Raw genomic sequence first — 16,559 nt, 5'->3', positions numbered from 1 at the left:
AGAGAAAGGTGAATTTGAGTTTCCTCAAATTCACCTTTCTCACTATTTGAAGCTAGTTATGTCCCAGCCTCTTTTTTATCCTATTATTCTTTTGGCTTTGATTCAACAATTACTGTAACAGGTCCGTCATTAATTAGTGCAACATCCATCATTTCACCAAAAATACCTGTTTCAACGTGAAGGCCAAAAGCTTTAAGCTCTTCGTTAAATGATTCCCACAAAGGTAAGGCGGCTTCAGGTCTTGCTGCCTCTATAAAACTCGGTCTTCTACCCTTTCGAGTATCCCCGTATAAAGTAAACTGGGAAACAGATAAAATATCGCCACCATGTTCAACAATGGAACGATTCATTTTACCTTGATCATCTTCCCATAGCCTAATTTCCGCCACTTTCTTTGCCACATAGCGTACATCTTCTAACGTGTCAGTATGGGTTAATCCAACTAATAATACATATCCTGAATCGATAGCACCAGTTACTTTACCATCAACCGTAACCGATGCTTGTTTACTTCTTTGAATAACTACTCTCATTCATTAAACCTCGTCTACTAATTAATGACCCGTTGAACGGAATATATATCTGGTAATTGTTTAATTCTTTCTACTACTTTGTGTAATCCTGAAAGATTTGAAATCGCAATTGTTAAATGAATCGTTGCAATTTTATCGTGATCTGCCCGCCCAGAAACAGCTAAAATATTTGTTTTCGCCTCACTAACTGCATGCATTACATCGTTTAATATACCAGGGCGGTCAAAGGCAGACACTTCAATATCTACAGGATATTCTTTTCGTACTTGCGCTTGACTATGCTCCCACTCGACCTCAATTAAGCGATTCATATTGTCCCCTTCTTGTATATTCGGACAATCTGAACGATGGACAGAAACACCTCGACCTTTTGTAATAAAACCAACGATTTCGTCTCCAGGTACAGGCGTACAACAACGGGATAAGCGAATTAATAGATTATCAATGCCTTTCACGATAACACCTGATTCGGTTTTACGTTTTTTCGTAGAAGGATTTTGCATTTCCTTTACGATTTTTTCTAAGGCTTCTTCCTGTTCCCGCTCTTTGCGTTTCTTTTCAGCGAGTCGGTTGACAATTTGTTGAGCGGTAATTCCACCTACACCAACAGCAGCATACAAATCTTCTTCATTTGTATAATTTAATTTATCTAAGACACGTTTTACATTTTCGGCAGAAAGTACTTCTTTAATATCGAAATCTTGGGATTTAATCTCTTTTTCAATGAGATCTTTTCCTTTCACGATATTATCTTCCCGTAAATGTTTCTTAAAGAATTGTTTGATTTTATTTTTTGCTTGGGAACTTTGGGCGATTTTCAACCAGTCTCTACTTGGTCCAAAGGATTGTTTCGACGTTAAAATTTCAATTATATCCCCTGTTTTTAACGGCGTATCTAACGGAACCATTTTACCGTTTACTTTTGCTCCAATTGTACGGTTTCCGACCTCTGAATGGACTCGGTATGCAAAGTCGATTGGAACAGAACCAGACGGTAGTTCAATGACTTCCCCTTTTGGTGTAAAGACGTAAACCATATCTGAGAACAAATCAAATTTTAAAGACTCCATAAATTCCTCAGCGTTTGACGATTCATTTTGGAACTCTAAAATTTCACGGAACCAAGTTAACTTTTGGTCAATACTTTCCTTATTGGAAACAGATTTTCCTTCTTTATAAGCCCAGTGAGCCGCGATCCCGTATTCTGCAATTTGGTGCATATCACGCGTTCGAATTTGTACTTCCAACGGATCACCATAAGGACCGATAACGGTTGTATGAAGGGACTGGTATAAGTTTTGCTTCGGCATAGCAATATAATCTTTAAATCTTCCTGGCATCGGTTTCCATAGTGTATGTACGATTCCAAGTACTGCATAGCAATCTTTAATGCTATCTACTATAACCCGTACAGCCAGTAAATCATATATTTCATTAAATTGTTTATTTTGCAAAACCATTTTTCGATAAATACTATAAATATGTTTCGGTCGGCCGGATATTTCAGCTTCTATTTCGACATCAGTCAGTTGGGATCTCACTTCATCCATAACATTTTCTAAATACGCTTCTCGTTCAACGCGTTTTCTTTTCATCAAGCTGACGATTCGATAATATTGCTGTGGGTTTAAATAACGTAAAGCTGTGTCTTCTAACTCCCATTTAACCTTTGAAATTCCTAAGCGATGAGCAAGTGGTGCAAAAATTTCTAACGTTTCATTGGAAATACGTCTTTGTTTTTCAGCGGATAAATGTTTCAACGTTCGCATATTATGAAGACGGTCAGCAAGTTTAATTAAAATAACGCGGATGTCCTGAGCCATCGCAACAAACATTTTTCGATGGTTTTCTGCCTGTTGCTCTTTTTTCGACAAATATTTAATTTTCCCGAGCTTTGTTACGCCATCAACTAACATCGCTACTTCTTCATTAAATTCATTTACTAAATCATCCCGTGTAACAGAAGTATCCTCTACGACATCATGAAGAAAACCTGCAGCAACTGTTTCTGGGTCCATTTGGAGCTCAGCTAAAATCCCTGCAACTTGTATAGGATGAATAATATATGGTTCCCCTGAACTACGAAGCTGTTCTTTATGGGCTTCATTTGCTACTTCATAGGCTTTCTTTACGAAGGCAACATGTTCATCGTTCATATATGTTTTGACGAGCGCGAATACATCTTCGGGCGTCAAAATTTGCTCTTTCGCCATTAGTTGTCCACCTTGCTAAAAAATTTTCAAATTTAATATATAATCTTAATTGTATAAAAAATATGTACAAAAAGTAAAGATAACTACATAAATCATTTCAGAAATACGACAAATTCGAACATTTTTCGAACATTATTTTACTTTTAATAAAACCTTATTTCAATTATTTTATTACGAATCCAAAAATTGGTGAGCAGCTAATAATCGAATGAAAAAAGGAAATATCCCGAATGTAAACGGAATATTTCCTTGAAATGATTAATATTCAATTAACGTCTTGATTGGGTAATTGCCGATTTTGTCACGACCATTTAAGTCTTTTAATTCAATAATAAATGCACAACCAGCTACAACGCCGCCTAATTTTTCGATTAATTGAATCGTTGCATCTACTGTGCCGCCAGTTGCTAATAAATCATCCACGATTAATGCTTTTTGTCCCGGTTTAATCGCATCTTTATGCATTGTTAAAACGTCTTGTCCATATTCTAATCCGTATTCAACACGTACGACTTCACGTGGAAGTTTTCCTTCTTTACGTACCGGTGCAAATCCGATTTCAAGAGCATAGGCAACCGGGCACCCGATAATAAATCCGCGCGCTTCAGGTCCTACAATCACTTCTGCCCCTACTTCTTTTGCAAACTCAACAATTTTGTCGGCAGCAAATTTAAATGCTGGTCCATTATCCATAATTGTTGTAATATCCTTAAAACTAATGCCTTCTTTCGGCCAGTTTTCTACAGTTGTTACGTATTGCTTTAAATCCATTATTAATTTGTCCTCCTTAGGAATAAAGATATTCCTTCATTCGTTCGTTAAACCATTGTTTTAATTCTAAATATGGTGCATACAAAAGCTTTTGTTCTATTTCAATTTGTTTCACTCTTTTTTTATAGCTTGTCGCTTCTGAAAGAGAACGCTTTGGCGCATTTATATTTACAGTCGTCAGACCATTTTCTATTGTAACAAAACCTAGCTCAAAAAACACGTTTGTCATAAATTTAATTATTTCCAAATTCAATCCAATATGTTGAGATAACCGTTCCATATGAATGGACAAATTAAATCCTGGACGTTTTTTCAAGAAGGAGTAATACCAGCCAAACTGCTCTCGGGTCGGCATTCCATTAAAAAATTTCGATTCCGGTGTGTAGAAAACCGCATAAATTCTCTTTGGCTGTGCTTGTTGAATATATTTTTCAAGCAATTCCATACTTGGTGGTAAATCTAACAAAACCACATAAGATGAATGATGGTTGAATACAGATTGCTCCGTTATAAAATGAATATCGCTATTCCCTAAATCTTGATTGAAATGTTCAACCGTTTTTTGATTAAAGGCAATAAAGGTACAATTTTGTTGCGGAAGAGTATGAATCCATTTTTGTACTTGGTTTTTCCCACGATAATCAAACAGCTGCCATTCCTTCGTTTGAACATCCGAAATCATCAATTGAGGCTTTTTATTTCCTTGCCATTCATTAATTTGTAAATCCCCAACAAAGGATAACTTTACACCATACGTAATTTCATCATAAAGATGACCTTTACCGAAGCCAATAGCATCAATTGTACCATAGGCATCCTCTAGCTCCATTTTTAAATGATTTTCACCTGAACCAATTTTTTTCATCGAACGTACTTGTACATTTTGTAGTGCATAGATCGGTTTTGCAAAACCTGTTCCAAAGGGCCCAAGCTTTTTAATTTCTTCAACGGACTCAACCGTTACTTCACTTAACTCTACAGGTACATCGATCTTTAATTTCGGTGTTAACATATCGGCTGTTAATACTTCTTCCGCTTGTTTATGAAGACGTTTACGTAATTCATCGACATGTTCAAGGGCAAAGGTCATTCCTGCTGCCATCGGGTGACCACCAAAATGGGGCAAGATTTCGCGGTTTTTCGCTAACTCTTGATATAAGTGGAAACCTTCAATACTACGACCAGAACCTTTCGCCGTCCCTTTGATCGGATCTAATGATAAAACGATAGTCGGACGATAATATTTTTCCACTAATCGGGAAGCTACAATTCCAATAACACCTGGATTCCAACCTTCTTTAGCTACTACGAGGACTAAAGAACTCGATATGTTTGGATCCTTTTCAATCATGTGAATCGCTTCTTCCGTTATAGATTGGACGATTTCTTTACGCTCCACATTTTTCTTATTTAAAAGTTTTGCCCCTTCTGCTGCATCCAAATCATTTTCACTCATTAAAAATGTTACACCCGGATCAGCATCACCTAAACGTCCAATCGCATTTAGACGAGGTCCGAAATAAAACCCAATGGAATCTTCGTCAATCTCATGCTGTTTCACACTCGTTACTTCACAAAGGACGCGTACCCATGGATTGTAAGATGTTCTTAAATGTTTTATACCTTGTTGCACAATATAACGGTTTTCTCCTACGAGAGGTACTAAATCAGCTACAGTTCCAATAGCTACATATTCATATAAATGCTCTGGTACTTCCCCATATAGTGCATGGGCTAATTTAAAGGCAACTCCTACTCCTGCTAACTCACCGAAAGGATAATGACCTTCAGGAACACGGGGATGTATGATGACATCCGCAGGTGGTAGCACATCTCCAGCCTCGTGATGATCTGTAACGATCACGTCCATTCCAAGCTCTTTTGCAATACGAATCGGTTCTATCCCGCTAATCCCATTATCGACTGTAATAATTAATTGTACACCGTTCTCGTATGCCTTGTGGAAGAGCTCCTCATTTGGACCATATCCGTGGTCAAATCGGTTTGGAATACAAAAGTCTACATCCGCTCCTAAATCCAATAAAACATTCATCATAACGGTCGTACTCGTGATCCCATCGGCGTCGTAATCGCCATAGATTAATATTTTCTCCCCATTATGTAAAGCCTTCTCTATACGCTCTACAGCTTCTTTCATACCGTTTAATAAATATGGACTATGTAATTGACTTTCATCCATTTGCAACAAGGATTTTGCTTCCTGAACAGATGTATAACCCCGTGCAATTAATATTTTTGCTGCAATGGATGAAATATTTAATTCCTTTTGTAATTCAATTATGTTTTCTTCATTCGGTTGTTCAACAATCCATTTCTTCGTTGATTCGATCATTTTGTCACATCCTCAATTTTTCATTATACCGAAAATGGAACGCTTCTACTAATCTTTAAAAATAGATAAATTGAGAAATATTACAAAGGGATAGTATAAATCATCGATTATGTTCAAAAGAAAAAAGTGTAGACAAAGTCGAACATGACTTTATCCACACTTTATTCACTTTCTCTATTAAACAACAGGCTCGTCTGAACCCCATTGCTTTTTCTCTTTTTTCTCCACAACTGTACCTTTTTTGTCCATTTGGCGACATTTTAATGTATACCAAATTTGTGCGGCAATACAGATTGAAGAATACATCCCTGTAACTAATCCAATTAATAGCGCTATGGAGAAGTTTTGAATAGCAGGTGCTCCAAAGATTAACAATGCTACTACGACAATAATCACTGTTAATACTGTGTTTACTGAACGGGACATCGTTTGACGAAGAGACTTATTAACAATATCCGCCAATTCTTCTTTCGTTTTAATAACACCTTTTCGATCAACATTTTCACGAATCCGGTCAAAGGTAACGATTGTATCGTTAATCGAATAACCGACGATAGTTAAAACGGCAGCTATAAAGGTAATATCTACTTCCAAACGGAAAACACTAAAGATGGCAACCATAAAGAATACATCATGTACTAATGAAGCAATAGCTCCTAATCCCATTCTCCATTCGAATCGGAATGCGACATAAATAATAATTCCGATGGCAGCAATAACAAGGGCATAAATAGCGTTTTTCACAAGCTCTTGTCCTACTGTAGGAGATACAGTGCTTACATTTGGCTCATGTCCATAATCTTCTAATACTTCCGATTTAAAAGTTAAGATCTCTTTTTGAGATAAGTCATCTTTATAAGTGATAACAGCCGTATTTTGTTCTTCACCAGAGATGACGATATCTTCCGATGGGAACCCAATTTCATCGATATAATCTTTTATTTCATCTTGATTGACTTGCTCATCCGCCATAATCTCTACCCGTGTACCACTAGAGAAATCGATACCTAAGTCTAATCTAAATATACTTATTATGACTACACCAACTAATAAGATAATGATCGATAAACTGTAGAATTTTTTACGGTTATGAACAAAGTCAAATCGATCAAAATTTGTTGATAAATCTAAAGTAGATACCCCTTCAGAGGCATCATGAATTTTCTTTTTACGAACTCCGTAAAAGAATGGACTGTTGAAATAACCACTTTTAATAAGTAGACCGATTAACATTCGAGATAACCAAACGGCAGTCACGAAACTTAAAACTATTGTAATCATTAAAGTAGTCGCAAACCCTTTAACTGAACTATTACCAAAGAAAAATAATACAGCAGCTGCAAGTAAAGTTGTTAACTGGGCATCAATAATCGCTGTTAACGATTGTTTAGAACCTAATTGATATGCCTCTTGAATCGTTTTCCCTACTCGAAGTTCTTCCTTAATACGTTCCGCAGTTAATATGTTCGCATCCACTGCCATCCCGATACCGAGTACTAATGCTGCGATACCCGGTAACGTTAATACGGCATTAATAGCGTTAAATACAACTAATACTAAGTAAGTAAAGACTACTAGAGTGATAATGGATACAAATCCAGGTAATCGATAATACAACAACATGAAAATAAAGATTAAGACTACCCCAACAACACTAGCAAATACTGTACTTTTTAACGCTTCTTCACCAAATTGTGCACCAACGGATGTTGAATATTTTTCAGTTAATTTTACCGGTAAAGCTCCCGCATTTAAAACACTAGCTAAATCCTTCGTCTCTTGAACGGTAAAATTACCACTAATCATTACGTCTGTTGTATTTAAAACTTGATCAACTGAAGCGGCAGAAACAAATTTCGGATCTTCCTTCTGTACTTCTTTTGCGTATGAATCGACACCTTCTTCAAAGTCCATCCATACAACTAATAAGTTTTCGCCCACCGGCATTTCCGATATTTTTTTCGTCACCTCAGCGAACTTCGATGCATCTTTTAATGTAAGCGTAACGATTGGACGATTTTGCTGATCAAAGGAAGCTGCTGCACCCCCTTCTTTTAAATCCGTACCATCTAATAATAAATTGTCATGAATATCTCGGAAGGTTAAATTCGCTGTAGAAGACAACAATTCACGAGCCGAAGATTGGTCATCAACCCCTGCCAATTGAACACGTATACGATTGTCTCCTTCAACTTGAATGCTCGGTTCACTAACACCGAATTGGTCAATACGATTCGATAGAGCGGTTGTCGTATCTGTAAGGATGCTTTGTGTTATTTTTTCACCATTTAGTGGTTCTACTTCATATAAAACCTCAAACCCACCTTGTAAATCTAAGCCGAGTTTTACATCTTTTAAAATCCCTTGTACCGTCGTACCAATCCCAGCTAATAATACAACTACAACGAGTACAAAAGTAAAAATACGGCTTTTTTGCTTCATTTTTAAGTCCTCCTCAATTGTGTTTACATAAACGTAAACACAAAAAACGCAACTACGTTTTTGTCAAAGTGATTAATGCTTTTTATTTCGTTTTACAACTGGCCAAACTAGTCTATGTACCAAACATATTATGAGACACCTTTGTCCAACTGTCAAACCAATGCCATGGGTTTACTGCTCTTCGTTCGTACTTTTTGATTTTAATAGTTCTTGCAACTCTTCTTGACTTACGTCACTAAACCAATTGGCGGAATGAAATTGTTGAATTTGAAAATGACTAACAATTTCCGAAGGTTTAATCCCGTATATCGTTTCTACTATTTCATATACGCGTAGATCTTCTATTTTTTGTTTTCTCCATTTTTTTTGAATACAAAAATTCCAAAGATCTTCTAACGAAATACCATCATATTCATAATACTTAATCTCTTCCACTTTGCTTTGTAATACCGGTAAAACTTGTTTGTATAGCTGTTCGAACTGAATCATGACAATCCCCCCAACCAGTAGTTTTAACTAACGACCACTAAGCATACAAATATTGTATCTGAAATTTCTTGAAATGAGAAGGGATTGAATGAATGGGTTCATTTGTTAAGGGAACATTGTTTTTGACCGTTGTTATTTTTTTGTCTAAAATGTTCGGATTTGTATATAGAATGCAGTTCATGCGGATTGCGGGAGAAGAAGCCGTAGGGATTTACATGACCGCCTATCCGGCCTTTATATTCTTTATTTCCATCTTACAGTTAGGAATTCCTTTAGCGGTTGCTAAAGTCGTAGCCGAACTTCATGCAAAACGAAAAGATGGACAACTTAAATCGGTTATGACAACTGCCACAAGATGGTCAATTCTTTCCATTATTATCTTCACCCCATTACTTTATTTATTTATACCATATTTAGCTGGGACACTTTTACATAATGATGGGACGAAATTGACATTATATGTTGCCCTTGGTGCTGTGCCAATTGTTGTTTTCTCTGGGTTGTTTAGGGGATATCTTCAAGGGATCGCCGTTATTTCGGCAACGGCTTGGTCACAAATGCTTGAACAAATTATTCGAATTTCACTCATTACTTTTTTGTTACCATTTTTCGTTACTCCAGAAAATCCAGCGTTAACTGCTACTTATGCGATGGGTATTACAGCGGTTGGAGAAGTATTTTCTTTAGTTTATTTGTACATTCATTACAGATTAAAGAAAAAAAAGCCGAAGAAAACCGATTCAACAAAAGCGTATCCTGCATTACCATTATTACGGATAGCTGTTCCTTCGGCAGGTAGTCGATTATTTGGCACTTTTACATGGTTTTTAGAACCAATTGTATTTTTAAAAGCGTTAACCGTTTCAGGATTAACGGCTGCTGGCGCTACAACATTGTACGGTGTTATTTCAGGGGTCCATGTTCCTTTACTACTATTTCCGTCATTTATCCCGAATGCCCTTGCGATTGTATTAATCCCAGCTGTTAGCGACGCTGTTGCAAGAAGTAATTATAATTTGTTAAATGAACGGATTGGTATTTCATTACGTTTATCATCCCTTATTGGCTGTTATGCAGCTACTTATTTCTTTATACATGGGGATGAACTAGCGATGAAACTATTCCATCTTGAAGAAAATCGTGGATTTATGAGAATATTAGCTCCAATTTTTTATTTTTACTACATTCAAAGTCCATTGCAATCCATTTTACAAGCCGTGGATGAAGCACGACCGGCTATGATGAACTCCATTTACGGCGGACTCGCTAAATTGTTTGTTATGTTTGTACTAGCCTCTCAACCATTTATTCGAGAGTTTGGAGCTATTATCGCCATAGGGTTTGGTGTATTAATTACTTCCTTCCTACATATGGCAACACTACGTGGACATAAAATGATTAGTGCAGGTTTTAGATTCTTCGCTGTCCCTTATGGAATCTTTATTTTAACAAGTTTTATTCAAACGTATTTAATTTCTAATTCTTCCTTCGATTTTTGGACAAATAGTGCGCTAACTTTAATCATCCTTACGTTGTTATTAATTTTAACGAATCAAATTAAAATAAGTGATTTTAAATATTTAACTTCGATCATTTCCCGTCGTCTTTAATTGAACGTGAATTTTGTCATTTTCATAACAACAGTAAAAAACATTATCAATTTTTTCATAACCGGCTTCCTTTAACTTTTCCAGAAGCCATGAACGTTCTTTTTTCATTAATTTCAAATGTTTTTCCACAATATAACCATCAACAACAAGGGGTAAAATAAGTGGATCTTCATTTTTTAGAAATATCGATAATTTACCCGATGGTTCTAAAAATGCATAATCAATACTTTGAATGGATGGGACTCCTTCTTCACGCATTTGTTGAAACAGGTCATCTAAATTATACCGTTGTTTTTTCATCTCTTCTTGATTAATAACCCCTTTTTCAACAATAAGGGAAGGATCTCCATCTATTAAATCACGCACATTTTTATTTTTTAATGTCATGAGTGAATTGATATATTGAATGACAAATAAAATGATAATGGGAAGTATGTTTTGAAAAATAGGTTTGTCAACATCTTCTAATGCAAAGGCGACACATTCAGCAATTAATATAAAGACGACTAAGTCCATTATACTTAGTTCGCCTACTTCCCTTTTGCCCATCATACGGAAAACAATTAATATGAAAATATATAAAAACACGGTTCTTAAAATGATTTCCCCATACATTTCCATTTTTCACACACCCTCCTTTCCCCATTGTGAGCACAAAGGAGGGTTACTATTCATGAATTTGTATATTAGAGAAATGAAAAAAGCTTACTAATTTGGAGCATGTCCAAATTAGTAAGCTTTCAATGAATTATTGTGTAATGACGCGACCAATTGCTTGACGCTCAAATTTTAAACGTGTTTTTCCATCAACGATGATATAAACCGCTGTATCTTCTATCGCGTCAACTTCACCATGAAGTCCCCCGATTGTTACAACTTGATCTCCACGTTTTAAATTACTTTGCATTTGTGCCGTTGCTTTTTGTCTTTTTTGTGCTGGACGGATTAAAATAAACCACATCGCAACGAACATAATAAGAATTGGTAATAAACCTAATAGTTGTTCCATATATACACTCCTTTCAAACCTCATTTTTAAGTATATTATAAAATGGTTATAAAAAGCGATTTGAAACGATTATTTTTCTACAAATAATCATATTTTTCTCAAATCGCCATATTATTGACGATACTCTTACAATTTTTAGAAGTTTTTCGCATCCGGTTTATTAAAACCATACTTCTCAAAAAATTCTTCACGGAAATCGCCTAGACGATCTTCACGAATCGCTTGTCTTACTTGTTCCATTAATTTTAATAAGAAATGTAAGTTATGATATGTTGTTAAACGAATACCAAATGTTTCTTCTGTACGAATTAAATGACGAACGTAAGCCCGTGTATAGTTTTTACAAGTATAGCAATCACAATTTGGATCAATCGGGCTGAAATCTCGGGCATATTTCGCATTTTTCACCACTAAACGACCTTCTGAAGTCATTAATGTACCATTGCGGGCAATACGAGTCGGTAATACACAGTCAAACATATCAACACCGCGAATCGCTCCATCAATTAAAGAATCTGGAGAACCTACCCCCATTAAATAACGAGGTTTATTATCAGGTAGTAATGGTGTTGTATATTCCAACATGCGGTTCATAATTTCTTTTGGTTCACCAACTGACAATCCACCGATGGCATAACCCGGTAAATCCAATTCCACAAGGGCTTCTGCAGACCGTTTACGTAAATCTTCGTATTCCCCACCTTGTACAATTCCAAATAATGCTTGATCTTCTGGACGGGCATGGGCCTCTTTACAACGTTTAGCCCAACGAGTCGTACGATCCACAGAATTTAGCATATATTCGTATGATGCTGGATATGGAGGACATTCATCAAAGGCCATCATAATATCAGACCCTAAATCATTTTGAATTTCCATTGCCTTTTCTGGACTTAAGAAAAGCTTGTCTCCATTTAAATGATTACGGAAATGTACGCCTTCTTCTTCAATTTTACGAAATTCACTTAGTGAAAATACTTGGAAACCACCAGAATCCGTTAAAATGGGACGATCCCAGTTCATAAATTTATGTAGTCCGCCCGCTTCTTTTATAATATCATTCCCTGGTCGAAGCCATAGATGATATGTGTTCGATAAAATAATGCCTGCATCCATATCCTTTAATTCTTCTGGAGACATTGTTTTAACAGTAGCTTGTGTTCCAACTGGCATGAAAGCAGGTGTTTCAAAAGAACCATGGGGTGTATGAACAATCCCCAGTCTGGCACCAGTTTGCTTACATGTTTTAATTAATTCATATGTTACGGCTGGTTTTGTCATAGGTGAAAAAAATCCTCTCTTCTTTTAAAGTAAAAATCCGTTATATATCATTAATAAAAATTAAGATCGATTTGGTCGAATAAACATTGCGTCTCCGAAACTGAAGAATCGATACTTTTCTTCTACAGCTTTATTATACGCATTTAATATAATTTCTCTAGTTGTAAGGGCACTTACTAACATTACTAAAGTAGATTTTGGTAAATGGAAGTTTGTAATTAATCCATCAATCGCTTTATATTCAAAGCCAGGATAGATGAAAATATTTGTCCACCCTTGCTCCGCGCGAATTTCACCGTTATATTTATGGGCAACCGTTTCTAACGTACGTGTTGATGTCGTACCAACAGCAATAACTTTCCCACCATTCGCCTTTGTTCGATTAATAACTTCTGCTGCTTCTTCCGATACACTATAAAATTCCGAGTGCATATCATGGTTTTCAATGGAATCTACACTGACTGGACGGAATGTTCCAAGTCCAACATGTAATGTAATGAAAACAACTTCTACACCTTTTTCTTTAATTTGGTCTAAAATTTCATTTGTGAAATGTAATCCTGCTGTTGGAGCGGCAGCAGAACCAATTTCTTTAGAATAAACCGTTTGGTAACGTTCCCGATCATCTAATTTTTCGTGAATATATGGTGGGAGTGGCATTTCTCCTAACTGATCTAATATTTCGTAGAAAATGCCTTCATAGTTAAATTTAAATAATCTACCGCCATGATCTAATTCACCGATACAAGTCGCTTTTAGTAAGCCATCTCCAAAGGAAATTTCAGTACCGACTTTCACACGTTTTGCTGGTTTAACAAGGGTTTCCCATTCATCGTTATTACCTTGTTTAAGCAATAATACTTCAATATGGGCACCTGTTTCTTCCTTTACTCCCAAAAGTCTTGCAGGCATGACACGCGTATTATTTAGTACAAGACAGTCCCCTTTTTGTAGTTCATCAACTATATGTTTAAATTGACTATGCTCCACTTCACCAGTTTTCCGATCTACTATCATTAATCGACTAGCTGTACGATCCTCTAACGGTGTTTGAGCAATAAGTTCTTCAGGTAAATAGAAATCAAAATCTTCAACTTTCATTTTTACATCTTCTTTCATTATATTTGTTCTGGATAAGTATAACCAAAATGTTCATAGGCTAGTTGGCTTGCAACCCGTCCCCGTGGTGTACGTTGAATAAACCCAATTTGCATTAAAAAAGGTTCATAAACATCTTCAATGGTTAAACGTTCTTCCCCAATGGAAGCAGCCAACGTATCTAGCCCAACAGGTCCACCTTTAAATCGTTCAATCATACTAATGATTAGTTTATGGTCAATATAGTCAAGTCCTCTGGAATCGACTTGTAATAATTCAAGGGCTTGATTTGCAATAGCAAGGGAAATTTTCCCGTCTCCAATCACTTGGGCATAATCCCGTACCCTTTTTAATAAACGATTGGCGATTCTCGGTGTTCCCCTTGAACGACGAGCAATTTCTCTTGCAGCAAGTCGTTCAATTTCCACATTGAACAGCTCGCTGCTACGTAATACGATTTCTTCTAACGCTTCCTCATCATAATATTCCAGTCTTAATAATACACCAAAGCGATCTCGTAACGGCGCTGACAATGCTCCCGCTCTTGTCGTCGCACCGACCAACGTAAAAGGTGGTAAATCTAAACGAATGGAGCGCGCTTCTGGTCCTTTTCCGACAACAATATCTAAACAAAAGTCTTCCATAGCCGGGTATAAAACTTCTTCTATAGAACGAGGAAGACGATGAATTTCATCGATAAATAAGACATCCCCTGGTTGGAGGGAGCTGACAATAGCTGCCAAATCGCCAGGACGTTCAATAGCAGGACCACTCGTTAAACGAATATTGACATCCATTTCATTGGAAATGATGGAAGCTAATGTTGTTTTCCCTAATCCCGGTGGCCCATATAATAATACATGGTCTAAACTTTCTTGTCGGAGCTTTGCTGCTTCGATGAAAATATTCAAATTTTCCTTTACCTTATGTTGACCAATATATTGAGAAAGCTTTTGAGGTCGTAGAGACATCTCAAATTGTTCATCATATTGATTTGCCTCACTTGAAATGATTCGATCGGACATAAATCACTCCCTCCTTACTTCACTTTTAGCAATAGTTGTAAAGCTTGTTTCATATAAGCTTCTGTTGTCGTTAACTGGTCATTTTCTTCTAACTTCGGCTTAATCTTTGTCAACTCTTTATCCGAATACCCAAGGGCTATTAACGCTAACATCGCTTCTTCTAATTCTTGTTTATTTGGATTAACACCAAATAGTGGCAATTCATCTTCTGCACTTGGTAATTCTACTTGTTCAAGTAATGATCCTAATTTTCCTTTTAAATCTAAGATCATTTGACGAGCCGTCTTTTTGCCAACTCCAGGGAACTTAACTAGAAATGCTTCATCTTCCATTTCAATGGCAGATATGACCTGAGACGGGTTACCACTTGCTAAAATAGCTAATGCCCCTTTTGGTCCTATTCCTGATACTTGAATAAGTTTTCTAAATAACTCCCGTTCATCCAGCGAGCGAAATCCGAATAGCATATGGGCATCTTCTCTAACATGCATATGTAAAAAGATTTGTTGCATATCTTCTTTTATGCGAAAGGCAAAGGGATTAGGTGTAAAGATTTGCCAACCAATTCCTTGTTGCTCTACCACAACATATTCTGGCGTTATCCGTTTAATTTGGCCAATTATATAGTCATACATTGTCATTCCCCCACATTCACTGCTTTAAATTATAGCATACTGTTCGGTATTCACCCGAACAAATACTACGATATCTTTTTGCTCATTGTATAGTGCTCGTTTGAAAGTAGGAAACCTAAATTCTGAATGGAAGGTTAGAGAATCCTTTTCCACCATTGCGTAAATGAACAAAGAAAGACCGTCTTTATAGACGGCCAATTGTTTTTCTTTTGCTTTCTATTATTTTATCAAACTTTCCCCAATTATTGATAGTTTGAATGTAATTTTTCTGTTTCTATAATTAAATCAGGCCAATGCCTTAACGCTTTTTCTGTAAATGGCATTAAATAGTCTAAGAAAGCATCTCGCTCATACTTACCTAATTGCAGTACATAGAGCCATTCTCGTAACAGCTCATTCGGATACTGTAAATAATTTATTTTTGGTAAACACAATTGATGAAGATACGGAATTTCCTTAAACAACTTTTTCAAATCGTAATCCATAGTAGGTAAAACACGGTGCATCCATAATATCATTTCTTCCGCTGAATCACCTACTACGGCTAGATCAAAATCGATTAATTTCATTTTCTTATCTTCACAGATTAAAAAATTATGATGAACGACATCCCCATGTAACAAAGTGAGTTTCCCATTCACTTTATGCCTTTTTCTTCGCATTTGTTTCAAAACTCTGCTTGCAAAAAGAGTAATATCATAATAAGTGTGTTGTAAATAGGGAATTAATTCTTTTTCATTAATAAGAAATCGTTCATATCGTGCATTCCATTTTTGATAAAGATGCTGTCTTGGGAAAATGACTTGACTTTTCCAATCAATGACATTTCCCGTATCATGTAATGCTTTTAATATTTTATAACTTTGCTTTCTTTGATCGGCATTGGAAAAATCGGCACTATAACTATTATTTTGCCAAAGTTGAATAACTAAATCCTTTTCCTTACTTTTCACTAACGGAATAACATATGGAAACTTAATCGAATCCAATTGTTTATGAATCGATTTTACTTTTTCAGCAACCGAAACGTTTTCATATTTTTTTATAAATAATGTTCCGTTTGATGTCTCTTGCTTCCATATATTGTTCTTAATTTGCAT

The 16,559-nt window shown here is 36.1% G+C and carries 14 protein-coding genes; 1 reads left to right on the top strand and 13 read right to left on the bottom strand.

Annotation, left to right across the window (positions count from 1 at the left end; all coding sequences use genetic code 11):
* Positions 1-83: 83 nt before the first annotated feature.
* From dtd to ACH0B5_RS12975, 6 genes are all read right to left on the bottom strand, one after another.
* Entirely contained in the window at positions 84-533 is a 450-nt protein-coding gene (gene dtd, locus ACH0B5_RS13000) for a D-aminoacyl-tRNA deacylase (protein WP_122973229.1), read from the bottom strand.
* Between the two features lie 17 nt (positions 534-550).
* Entirely contained in the window at positions 551-2,746 is a 2,196-nt protein-coding gene (locus ACH0B5_RS12995; protein WP_122973228.1) for a RelA/SpoT family protein, read from the bottom strand.
* Positions 2,747-3,004: 258 nt separating this feature from the next.
* Entirely contained in the window at positions 3,005-3,517 is a 513-nt protein-coding gene (locus tag ACH0B5_RS12990) for an adenine phosphoribosyltransferase (RefSeq protein ID WP_122973227.1), read from the bottom strand.
* Between the two features lie 16 nt (positions 3,518-3,533).
* A complete protein-coding gene (gene recJ / locus ACH0B5_RS12985) occupies positions 3,534-5,870 on the bottom strand; it encodes a single-stranded-DNA-specific exonuclease RecJ (RefSeq protein WP_406927917.1) in 2,337 nt (778 codons plus the stop codon).
* Positions 5,871-6,047: 177 nt separating this feature from the next.
* Complete coding sequence (gene secDF / locus ACH0B5_RS12980) at positions 6,048-8,312, bottom strand: protein translocase subunit SecDF (protein WP_341362377.1); 2,265 nt, start codon at positions 8,310-8,312, stop codon at positions 6,048-6,050.
* Positions 8,313-8,483: 171 nt separating this feature from the next.
* Positions 8,484-8,801, bottom strand: a complete 318-nt coding sequence (locus ACH0B5_RS12975) for a post-transcriptional regulator (protein ID WP_122973224.1) — start codon at positions 8,799-8,801, stop codon at positions 8,484-8,486.
* Positions 8,802-8,893: 92 nt separating this feature from the next.
* Between ACH0B5_RS12975 and ACH0B5_RS12970 the strand changes: the two genes are divergently transcribed.
* Positions 8,894-10,411, top strand: coding sequence for a putative polysaccharide biosynthesis protein (locus ACH0B5_RS12970; protein WP_122973223.1), 1,518 nt, complete (start codon positions 8,894-8,896; stop codon positions 10,409-10,411).
* On the opposite strand, the gene ACH0B5_RS12965 is transcribed toward ACH0B5_RS12970, so the two are convergent.
* The 7 genes from ACH0B5_RS12965 to ACH0B5_RS12935 form a co-directional block, all read right to left on the bottom strand.
* Positions 10,382-11,032: a DUF421 domain-containing protein gene (locus ACH0B5_RS12965; RefSeq protein WP_341362378.1), complete on the bottom strand. Its 651-nt coding sequence runs from the start codon at positions 11,030-11,032 to the stop codon at positions 10,382-10,384. The genes ACH0B5_RS12970 and ACH0B5_RS12965 overlap by 30 nt on opposite strands.
* A 127-nt stretch (positions 11,033-11,159) precedes the next feature.
* Positions 11,160-11,420 (bottom strand): preprotein translocase subunit YajC, encoded by a 261-nt coding sequence (yajC, locus tag ACH0B5_RS12960; protein ID WP_122973221.1) that lies wholly within the window; start codon positions 11,418-11,420, stop codon positions 11,160-11,162.
* Positions 11,421-11,555: 135 nt separating this feature from the next.
* A complete protein-coding gene (tgt, locus tag ACH0B5_RS12955) occupies positions 11,556-12,701 on the bottom strand; it encodes a tRNA guanosine(34) transglycosylase Tgt (RefSeq protein ID WP_406927916.1) in 1,146 nt (381 codons plus the stop codon).
* Positions 12,702-12,761: 60 nt separating this feature from the next.
* On the bottom strand, positions 12,762-13,802 hold the full coding sequence (gene queA / locus ACH0B5_RS12950; RefSeq protein ID WP_122973231.1) for a tRNA preQ1(34) S-adenosylmethionine ribosyltransferase-isomerase QueA: 1,041 nt from the start codon (positions 13,800-13,802) through the stop codon (positions 12,762-12,764).
* A gap of 17 nt (positions 13,803-13,819) precedes the next feature.
* The gene (gene ruvB / locus ACH0B5_RS12945) at positions 13,820-14,824 is read right to left on the bottom strand and encodes a Holliday junction branch migration DNA helicase RuvB (RefSeq protein WP_122973219.1); all 1,005 of its coding nucleotides are present in this window, start codon (positions 14,822-14,824) and stop codon (positions 13,820-13,822) included.
* Between the two features lie 14 nt (positions 14,825-14,838).
* Positions 14,839-15,459, bottom strand: a complete 621-nt coding sequence (ruvA, locus tag ACH0B5_RS12940; RefSeq protein WP_122973218.1) for a Holliday junction branch migration protein RuvA — start codon at positions 15,457-15,459, stop codon at positions 14,839-14,841.
* 242 nt (positions 15,460-15,701) lie between these two features.
* Entirely contained in the window at positions 15,702-16,559 is an 858-nt protein-coding gene (locus ACH0B5_RS12935; RefSeq protein WP_122973217.1) for a phosphotransferase, read from the bottom strand.

The organism is Ureibacillus sp. 179-F W5.1 NHS (assembly GCF_045369345.1).
Classification (GTDB): Bacteria; Bacillota; Bacilli; order Bacillales_A; family Planococcaceae; genus Ureibacillus; species Ureibacillus halotolerans.
Note: the sequence above shows the minus strand (reverse complement) of the source record. Positions and strands in the feature narration are given on the sequence as shown.